Below are 8888 nucleotides of genomic sequence, written 5' to 3'. Positions count from 1 at the left end.
TTGGCTTGCCACGAGACTGAAGAGCGTTGCAATGCCACGATCCGAGGTTAGGATACTGAAAGCTTGCCGCCCACCAGCCAGTGGGGCTTTCGTTTGTGAGTTGCAATGCCACGATCCGAGGTTAGGATACTGAAAGCTTGGCCCGCGCTGATTCCAATTCCGAGCATATACTTGTTGCAATGCCACGATCCGAGGTTAGGATACTGAAAGGATGGATGGCTCACGTACTCTGCCTTCGTGAAAGCAGTGAGTTGCAATGCCACGATCCGAGGTTAGGATACTGAAAGATAATACCCTTGCCAGTGCTATTGCCCCAGAAGTGCAGTTGCAATGCCACGATCCGAGGTTAGGATACTGAAAGCTATCGCCGTGCCCGCCGTGTCGTAGACTTTGATATAGTTGCAATGCCACGATCCGAGGTTAGGATACTGAAAGAGAATAGGATTTCATTCTGGCCGCTCGTGAACATGGAGTTGCAATGCCACGATCCGAGGTTAGGATACTGAAAGTATGCGTTCGCAATTGCGTAGTAGGCGTCTTCTGGTGAGTTGCAATGCCACGATCCGAGGTTAGGATACTGAAAGAACAGTTTCCATGACGTTTTTGGTTCCTTCTTCCATGTCGGTTGCAATGCCACGATCCGAGGTTAGGATACTGAAAGAGAAAGCGAGGCGGATTTGACGCAAGGGCCACATGATAGTTGCAATGCCACGATCCGAGGTTAGGATACTGAAAGAGTATGCCGCGGCACACGGCCAGCAGGTGCTTTGTGGAATTCTTCTGATCGCAACCCCACGCGCTCATCTGCATTTCGGATGCCCTGTTCCACCACAACCGGAGTCGCGTACGGATATCACGCGACGCGCCTTGACGCACCTGGCGAAACCCGCTAGAATGATTCCATGCAAACGCGAGGCGCATCATGATCAAGAATCGGCGCATGGTACAGCAATTTGAAGACGCCAGGATACGGAGAGAGCCGCCCGACTACTTCCGAAGCCTGCTCATCGTGGAGGCGCTCTACGAGGAGGCGCGGGCGCTGGGCATACTGCCTTGCCGCGACCCACTGGACGGGATTGAGGTGGATATCCGCGTGGCGGAGGTGATGCGTGTTCACAGCCTTACTGGAGAAAATCGCGCTCGCGCTGGATGAGGCGGGCATCGCATATATGGTCATCGGCGGCCAGGCCGTGCTTCTGTACGGCGAGCCTCGGCTGACGAAGGACATTGACATCACTCTCGGCGCGGGTCTGGACCGGTTGGCGGATGTGCTGTCGCTGGCGGAGAAAGCCGGTCTCAAGCCTCTCATTGACCCCGAAACGTTCACGCGCCAAACGATGGTGCTCCCCTGTGAAGACCTCGCGACCGGCATCCGCGTGGACTTCGTATTCTCCTTCTCTCCCTATGAGCAACAGGCGCTGGAGCGCGTTCGCACGGTGCCGATGGGCAAGGCCGATGTGAGATTCGCGTCCCTGGAAGACGTGATCATCCACAAGATCATCGCGGGCCGTCCGCGAGACTTGGAAGACGTCCGCGTCATGCTGCTGAAGAATCCGAGCGTAGACTTAGCCTACACGCGCATGTGGCTCCGGGAGTTCTCCGATGCGCTCTCCGAGCCTTACTTGGCGAGGTTTGACGAGATTGCGGAGGAAAGCCAGCCGGGCAAGTGAGGCACAGCCTTCAGTGCCACATCTTTCATTGACCCTTTCCGGCCTCCTTCCTACGTTTTCGCGCCCCCCTCTCCTTCTCCCGCCTCTTCTCATCCCTCCGCTTCCTCCGATACTCCGCTCTGCGCCCAAGGTCAGCAGGTCCACCCACTCGTCGCCTTGGAGGTCGTAGAGGGTACCATGCATAACCTCACGACAATATTCTGTCACGGCCAAGGGTAAAATCCCCAAAACGGCCAAGATAAAACTCCCCACTTTTGTGAGGTGGTTTCGGCCAAGGCACAATGGCCTGGTTAGCCTGAGTGCCGAGGAGGAGACTACCGTGCTGAAAGTGGAGGGACGATTCATGATCAAGGATATGCGCCGAAGAGGGATGACAATCAGCGAGATTGCCCGGGTCACCGGGCATGATCGCAAGATCGCTCGACTCGTCTTCAAAGAGCTTTGGGTGGAAAACAAACAGGTCGCAGCCATCCGGCCACGACCTATTTTCGAGCCGTTCTTCGCACTAGACTGTTGTGAGAGGCGGAAGCGACGGGATTCGAACCCGCGATCTCCTGCTTGACAGGCAGGTATGCTAGGCCGCTGCACCACGCCTCCGCTTGTGGATACGCCGACATCCTACCATAAAACCCGCCCTTTGTCAAAATCGCCCGCTCCACACACCCTAGAACACTCCAAACCACATCGCCACGCCCATCACCACAAACAGCGCCGCCGCCACCTTGTTCAGCACCTGCGCGGGCACAACCTGCGAGATCACCTGCCCCGCAAATGCCCCGATCAGCGTAACCGCCACCAATGCCAGCGCCGCCCCCAAAAACACCATCCACGGCTTCCCTGTCTTGCACGTCATGGAAATCACCGCCAACTGCGTCTTGTCCCCGAGTTCTGCCAACAACAGCAGCCCAAATGTCGCCGTCAACACCTTCCAGTCCATCTCGCTTCTCCTTTTATGTCAACTCACCAAAAAGACCCTTGCCTCATGGCAAAGGTCTCGCTCATCGGCTCGCGCCAACCGACGGAACCAGGCACAAGGCCGGCATGTCTATCCCGCCGCACAGGTGGAGCGACTCCCCTCTGACGCTCACATTATGCCATCCGCCGACCGCGCCGTCAAATCCGCCCCAGCGCCCGAAGCCCCAACCTCACCCAGCGCCCGCATCGCCATCTCCAACACGCCAGGGGACAGAGGCAGCCCATCCAGTTCCTCCGCGCTGAACCAGCCCACTTGCGAAGTATCCGATGCGGCGCGCGGCTCCCCCTCCACCCACTCCGCCAGCATGTCCACGATGACGTAGTGATACTCCACGCGCCCCGCTGCATCGCGCAGGACGCGATCCACGACCCCAAACGGCCGAATGACACGCACCCGAATGCCGCACTCCTCCCATATCTCGCGCTCCGCGGCCTCCGCCAGGGTCTCGCCCAGCTCCACCACCCCGCCTGGAAAGGCCCAAATCCCCTCCCCTGGCGGATGCCCCCGCTGGGCCATCAGCACGCGCCCCTGCCGCACCACGATCGCCCCGACCGCCACAATCGGCGCGTCCGGATACTTGCGCTTCATCCCCGCTCCTCCGCGCTTGCCGAGTCCACCGCCGCCGCGAAATCCAGAACCAGTCGCGCCGCCTCATCCAGCAGCATCGGCTCAATGAAGTCCATCGTATCGCGGTCGGTATGATACACGTTCTCGCGCCCCTTCCCGCTAGCCTCCAACGAGGTCGCCGGAATCCCTTTCGCCAGGAAGGAAGAAAAGTCGCTGTTCCCCATCCAGTACCACCGCCCCCGCATCTCCGGCCGCACCTTGCGAAGCACCGCATTCAGCCATCGTGTCGTGCGCCTGGGTGGGAAAAGCCCCGCGCCGCTCACGTAGGTCAAACGCTCGCCGGAGCCCACCATGTCCACGTTCAACACCGCTGCGCCGTTCAAATCGCCCCAATGCGCTTTCACGTAGCGCTCCGACCCAATGAGCCCGCTCTCCTCCGCCGAGAAGAAGACCACGTCCACCTGCGTGCGCGACAGAGGCTCCTGGGCCAGCGCCTCGGCAGCCGCCATGAGCACGGCCACGCCCGACCCGTTGTCGTTGGCCCCGGGCGAGAACTTCCGACTGCGCGCCAGCCCCTGGTAACCCAGCAGGAACAGGCCCCAGGGCACGAGGATTGCCATCAGCACCCAGCGCAATGTTGTCCAGGCCTGCCACGGCACGAACGGCCCCATCCACGCATCCACAGCCCGCACCAGACCGGCAGCGCCGAGACCCAGGGCGATGAACGGCCACAGCCGCATCAAGGTGCGCGCCACTTCGCCCACCCTGGGGCTGGGGACGCGACTCGCGCGGGCGGTGTCATGGTGCGCGCACAGGATGAGCCTCCGCTCGGTTGGGCCGGCGCTGGGCAATGTAGCCGTCAGGTTGTACCCCGTCGCCCCGCTCTTGCCCCATCTCGCGCGGGCGTGGCGCACATACCTGGGCAGCAGCGCCAACACGGCAACGTAGGCCCACGGAGCCCACGGCGCCTCCGGCAGATACCACGCGGCGGCCCACAAACCCACGATACCCACCACCATCAGCGGCAAGAGGCCCGTCGGCGACGGGACGTTGGGCACCACCTGTCGTTCTGTCGTGAGGCCGCGGTCGCGGAAGAACCCCTCCGCGAACTCCAGGAACTTCATCTCGCCTTCGCCGCCGGCGGGGCGAGGGCCGATCTCGTCCACGATGAAGCGCAACAGATGATAGGCGCGCTGGCCCAGGTCCTTCGTCTCGTCCACATTTTCTCCCCTGTTCTGAAGTGAATGGGCTCAATCGCCCGGCGGAAGCCTTTCGTCCAATTCGTGGATAAGTCCCCTACACGCCGCGCATTCTCGCACAGATTCTGCCTGCGGTCAAAAAAGAAGGCCGCCGAATTCGGCGGCCTTCTTACGGTCAGAGAAGGTACGTCCTACGGGTTGCGGCCCATGCCCTCGTAAGCGAAGGACAGGTCCACGCTTCCGCTCTTGACGTGCGTGCAGATGGCGGCCAGTTTGTTGCCCGCCTGCCCCTCAATCACAACGGTGAACCGCTTGTTGCTGGGTAGCACCGAGTCCGAGTAGGTCCAGGGCCGCTCGGGCACCGACTGGCCGGCGTTGAGCGTGAAGTTCTTGGCGCCTGCGTTCGGGTACTCCACACCCGTATCCAGATCGTAGTAGCGCACGCTGAAGGTCGCCGGGGCCGTGCCCACGTTCTGGATCACGATGGGCGTCAGGTAGCCGCCGTACCCCTTCATGACCCAGGGGACGTAGACGTTCTGGTAGCCGGTGGTGAAGGCGTTGTAGGCCGTGCCGTCAATGTAGGTGGGGCCGCTGCGGTTCTGGTTCACGATGGCCACCAGTTTGTCGCCCGGGTTGCCGCGGATGATCATGGAGTACTGCTTGTTGTTGGGCAGCACGGAATCGGGCCATGTCCATGGGCGCTCGGGCAGGGACAGGCCGGGGCCGAGAGCGACGTTCTTGGCGCCCGCGCCGGAGTAGAAGACCCCATCCGTCATGCCGTAGTACTCCACCGTAACCGTGGCCGTTACCGTGCCCACGTTCTGGATCACGGCTGGCGTGATGTAGCCCGCGTACCCCTTCACGATGTTGGGCGCATAGACCGTATCGGCGCCGCCGCTGAAGCCGGCATAGGCCAGATACGTGTTGCTGCTAATCTGGTTGACCGCCGCGACGATGGAGCCGCCCGGCGACGCCGTCGCCACCACCGAATACTGCTTGTTGGTCGGCAGTTCAGAATCGGGCACCAGCGCCGGGTCGTACTCGTAACTCACGTTCGGCGGAAGTGAGATCACGCGGGTCGCGCTCGTAACCTTCTGCCCGTTGGTGAAGTAGAAGAACTCAATGGTAACCGACGTTGTGCTGGTGCCGCTGTTCTGGATGTAGAACGGCGTGTTGAAGGTGTAGTAGTTCTTGGTGATGTTGGGCAGGTACACCTTCTCGCCGCCCGCCGGAAGCCCTGTGTAGCCCATCTGCCGGTTCGTGGCTTCCTCGCTGACCACGGCCGCCACAGGCTCATCAGAACTGATGACCACCGAGTACAGCCCTGCGGTCAGGTTCGGATCCGGGTTCAGTTTGGGATCCACAAGGCGGCCTCGCCCGGGCTGGAGCGAGAAGGACTCGGTGGCCGTGCTGATAAACGCGCCATCCGAGATGCGGTAGTACTCCACGTAGACCATCGCCGTGGTGCTGCCCATGTTCTGCACCACGAAGGGCGAGTTCCACGTGGTCCCAGGCGGATAGGACCCCTGGGCGAAGGCGGGCACGCTCCCCACCAGCAGGACGAGCACCGCCATGAGGGTGAATAGTGCGGTTCGTTTCATATTCCTGTCTCCTCTCTTGGGTTTCAAAACTGCCATCTCACGCACAATAACGCGACATGAAGGCATTCGTTACCGCCTTCAGTGTACAGTATACGTCAACCCGCCGGAGATTTCAATAACCCCTTTGGGTAATTCTGAGGGGTTATTGCGCCTCGCAGGGGCGTTCCCATGCGCCTCGGCTGCAAGTTTCGGGCCAGGCACAGGGCAAGCGTAAGCCGAGCGGCCGGCACAATCCCCTCGCCCCGCTTGCGGAGACAGGCAGCGTGAGGGGGTAGCACGCCATGGGTTGGTGGCGCAATGCCAAGACATGTAGGGCGGCTTTCCATAGCCGCAGAAGGCAGGTATGGAGACCTGCCCTACGCTCTATGCGTTTCATGCTGCCGCTCATCGGTCTGACCAACTTCTACCGAAATGCATACGGGAGACCGGCCACCGGCTCCCCTGCGGTTGACAGCCACCCAACCCTGGGGTAAACTTGCCCCGTACGCACCCGCGAGGTTCGCGATGTCCGACCGACCCAAAACCCTGTGGATCAAGGAACCCTACCTGGCGCAGATCCTCGCGCGCCAGAAGACGATAGAGGTACGCGTCGGCTATCCGAACATCCTGCGCCTGCGCCCCGGCTCGCCCCTGCGCCTCAACGACGCCCACCCGGCGCGCGTGCGGCGCATCACCGTGTACTCCGACTTCGCGGCGCTGGCAGCGACAGAGGACGTAACGCGCATCGCGCCAGGGATGACCGCCGACGAACTCCTCGCCGCGCTCCGCACCCTGTACCCGCCCGACAAAGAGGCCCTCGGAGCCGTGGCACTGGAGATAGAACTGGAACCGGAGGGGACGCGATGAGCGAACCGACCCTGCTGCGTCTTCGCGGGCACATCTCGCCCGCCAACCGCGAAGCCAACCCGCACCTGATGCTGCCCTTTGACGTGCCCGACGGCGTCGCCGCCCTGGAAGTCGCCTATGCCTACACCGCGCGTGGCTCCAGGGAACCCCATGCCCCGCCCGACAATCAGATAGACATCGGCATCCTGGACCCCGAAGGAACGCCGTTCCCCTCCGAGCGCGGATTCCGCGGCTGGAGCGGCACCGCCCGCGACTCGTTCCGCGTCGGCGCGCGCGACGCCACCCCGGGCTACATCCCCGGCCCCATCACCCCCGGCCGCTGGCACATCCTGCTGGGCGCGTACAAACTCATCCCGGCGGGCACCGACTATGAGGTAACCGTGCGACTGATTCCAGGTACCGCGGCGCACGGGGAGATTCCAAGCCCCCGAATGCCCGAAGACCTCGCGCGCCGCGCCGGCCCCGCCTGGTTCCGCGGCGACCTCCACTGCCACACCCACCACTCCGACGGCCGCGGCTCGCTGCGAAACCTGCTGGAGCGCGCAGAAGACGCCGGCCTGGATTTCCTGGCCGTTACCGAGCACAACACCATCAGCCACTACCCCGAACTGGCGGCCTACTCCGGCCCCATCCTGCTCATCCCCGGACAGGAAGTTACGACGTACAAGGGTCATTTGAACGCCTGGGGTTGCGACCGCTGGCTGGACTTCCGCGTCCGCACACGGGAAGACATGGCCTGGGTCGTACAGCAGGCCCACCACAGCGGCGCGCTTGTCTCCATCAACCACCCCAAGTACGACGGCCCCGACTGGGAACTGGGCCAGGACTTGGACGTGGATTGCGTGGAAGTGTGGCAGGCCCCGTGGTTCGTGTCCAACCACGAGTCGCTGGCCTTCTGGGAGCGCATGCTCAACGCCGGGCGGCGCGTCGTGGGCGTCGGCGGCAGCGACTGCCACATCGCCCCGACAATCGCCGAGCAGGCCCTGCCCCACCTGGCCCAGCCCACCACCTGGGTGTGGGCCGAGGACCTCTCGGCGCGGGGCATTCTGGACGGCATCCGCGCGGGGCACGTGCACATCTCGTCCGCGCCCGACGGCCCGCGCCTGCGCTTCACGGCCCAGGCTGGCGGGCAGACCGCCATGGCCGGCGACGTGCTCCACCCCACGCCCGGCGAGCCCATCGTGTTTCGCGTCGGCGCGGAGGGCGGCGATGGGCTGTGGCTGCGCATCATCGCCAACGGGCGCGAGGCCGCCCGCTGGGTCGTGCAGGGCAACGACTTCGCCGCCGAGTGGCGCACCCAGGCGGACGGCAACGCCTGGTATCGCCTGGACCTGCTGAACCCGCTGGAGCCGGAGGAAGAATCGGACCCCAGCGCCGTGCTCATGGAGGCTATGACGAATCCGATCTATACTTATGTAGACCTTCAGGGTCTATTACACCCGCCCCCGCCTTGACAATTCCGCCGAGTTCGGCTATCCTGGGCGCAGTAGTTATCTGCGGCCTTCAGAATCCAGCCTTCAAAGGAGAGGACGAGATGCATCTGAGAGCAGACAGCAGCAAGTGTTGTGGCTGTCGGGCGTGCCAGGTGGCCTGCTCCCTGGCCAACTTCGGAGAAAACAACCCCAAGAAGGCGCGCCTGGCGATTCACCCCCATTTCCCCGACCCCGGCGTGTTTGAAGTCCGCACCTGTACCCAGTGCGGCACCTGCGCCGAAGTGTGCCCGGTGGACGCCATCCCCGTGGACAAGAAAGGCGTGTACGACATAGACCCCGAGAAGTGCATCGCCTGCATGGCCTGTGTGGAGGCCTGCCCCGAGGGAGTGATCTTCGTCCACCCCGATCGCGAGGCCCCGTTCAAGTGCATCCGCTGCGGCCAATGCGTCGCCCACTGCGGCATGTCCGTGCTGTGGATTGAGTAGGAGGTTAGCCATGCTATACGGATACGGCGGAAACATCCTGCGCATTGATTTGACGAGCGGCTCCGTTTCCACAGAACCCACCGACCCGAGAATCGCCGAAAAGTTCCTGGG

General features: G+C 62.8%; 9 protein-coding genes, 1 tRNA gene and 1 CRISPR repeat array. Of the genes, 5 read left to right on the top strand and 5 right to left on the bottom strand.

Annotation, left to right across the window (positions count from 1 at the left end):
* Window positions 1-25: 25 nt before the first annotated feature.
* Window positions 26-736: a CRISPR direct-repeat array (repeat unit 37 nt; unit sequence GTTGCAATGCCACGATCCGAGGTTAGGATACTGAAAG).
* Between the two features lie 186 nt (window positions 737-922).
* Window positions 923-1153, top strand: a complete 231-nt coding sequence (locus H5T65_12955) for a hypothetical protein (GenBank protein ID MBC7260140.1) — start codon at window positions 923-925, stop codon at window positions 1151-1153.
* The gene (locus tag H5T65_12950; GenBank protein ID MBC7260139.1) at window positions 1110-1670 is read left to right on the top strand and encodes a nucleotidyl transferase AbiEii/AbiGii toxin family protein; all 561 of its coding nucleotides are present in this window, start codon (window positions 1110-1112) and stop codon (window positions 1668-1670) included. The genes H5T65_12955 and H5T65_12950 overlap by 44 nt, the downstream gene beginning before the upstream one ends.
* 523 nt (window positions 1671-2193) lie before the next feature.
* Here H5T65_12950 and H5T65_12945 read toward each other — a convergent pair.
* The 5 genes from H5T65_12945 to H5T65_12925 form a co-directional block, all read right to left on the bottom strand.
* A tRNA-Asp gene (locus H5T65_12945) sits at window positions 2194-2267 on the bottom strand.
* Window positions 2268-2334: 67 nt separating this feature from the next.
* Window positions 2335-2607: a TMEM165/GDT1 family protein gene (locus tag H5T65_12940; GenBank protein MBC7260138.1), complete on the bottom strand. Its 273-nt coding sequence runs from the start codon at window positions 2605-2607 to the stop codon at window positions 2335-2337.
* A gap of 147 nt (window positions 2608-2754) precedes the next feature.
* Window positions 2755-3234 carry an NUDIX hydrolase gene (locus H5T65_12935; GenBank protein MBC7260137.1) on the bottom strand — a complete coding sequence of 160 codons (480 nt, stop codon included), beginning with the start codon at window positions 3232-3234 and terminating at the stop codon, window positions 2755-2757.
* A complete protein-coding gene (locus H5T65_12930) occupies window positions 3231-4433 on the bottom strand; it encodes a Zn-dependent exopeptidase M28 (protein MBC7260136.1) in 1203 nt (400 codons plus the stop codon). The genes H5T65_12935 and H5T65_12930 overlap by 4 nt, the downstream gene beginning before the upstream one ends.
* Window positions 4434-4603: 170 nt before the next feature.
* Window positions 4604-6013: a hypothetical protein gene (locus tag H5T65_12925; GenBank protein ID MBC7260135.1), complete on the bottom strand. Its 1410-nt coding sequence runs from the start codon at window positions 6011-6013 to the stop codon at window positions 4604-4606.
* Between the two features lie 504 nt (window positions 6014-6517).
* Here H5T65_12925 and H5T65_12920 point away from each other — a divergent pair.
* The 3 genes from H5T65_12920 (at window position 6518) to H5T65_12910 (ending at window position 8777) form a co-directional block, all read left to right on the top strand.
* Window positions 6518-6859, top strand: a complete 342-nt coding sequence (locus H5T65_12920; GenBank protein ID MBC7260134.1) for an acetyltransferase — start codon at window positions 6518-6520, stop codon at window positions 6857-6859.
* Window positions 6856-8313: a PHP domain-containing protein gene (locus H5T65_12915; GenBank protein MBC7260133.1), complete on the top strand. Its 1458-nt coding sequence runs from the start codon at window positions 6856-6858 to the stop codon at window positions 8311-8313. The genes H5T65_12920 and H5T65_12915 overlap by 4 nt, the downstream gene beginning before the upstream one ends.
* 80 nt (window positions 8314-8393) lie before the next feature.
* Complete coding sequence (locus tag H5T65_12910; protein ID MBC7260132.1) at window positions 8394-8777, top strand: 4Fe-4S dicluster domain-containing protein; 384 nt, start codon at window positions 8394-8396, stop codon at window positions 8775-8777.
* The last annotated feature ends 111 nt before the right edge of the window (window positions 8778-8888 follow it).

Source organism: Chloroflexota bacterium, from assembly GCA_014360805.1.
GTDB lineage: Bacteria > Chloroflexota > Anaerolineae > DTLA01 > DTLA01 > DTLA01.
Note: the sequence above shows the minus strand (reverse complement) of the source record. Positions and strands in the feature narration are given on the sequence as shown.

Bases quoted from the DNA above. Each gene is read 5' to 3' on its own strand.
- H5T65_12955 (MBC7260140.1), top strand. From the start codon at position 923: ATGATCAAGAATCGGCGCATGGTACAGCAATTTGAAGACGCCAGGATA.
- H5T65_12940 (MBC7260138.1), bottom strand. From the start codon at position 2,607: ATGGACTGGAAGGTGTTGACGGCGACATTTGGGCTGCTGTTGTTGGCA.
- H5T65_12935 (MBC7260137.1), bottom strand. From the start codon at position 3,234: ATGAAGCGCAAGTATCCGGACGCGCCGATTGTGGCGGTCGGGGCGATC.
- H5T65_12925 (MBC7260135.1), bottom strand. From the start codon at position 6,013: ATGAAACGAACCGCACTATTCACCCTCATGGCGGTGCTCGTCCTGCTG.
- H5T65_12920 (MBC7260134.1), top strand. From the start codon at position 6,518: ATGTCCGACCGACCCAAAACCCTGTGGATCAAGGAACCCTACCTGGCG.
- H5T65_12915 (MBC7260133.1), top strand. From the start codon at position 6,856: ATGAGCGAACCGACCCTGCTGCGTCTTCGCGGGCACATCTCGCCCGCC.
- H5T65_12910 (MBC7260132.1), top strand. From the start codon at position 8,394: ATGCATCTGAGAGCAGACAGCAGCAAGTGTTGTGGCTGTCGGGCGTGC.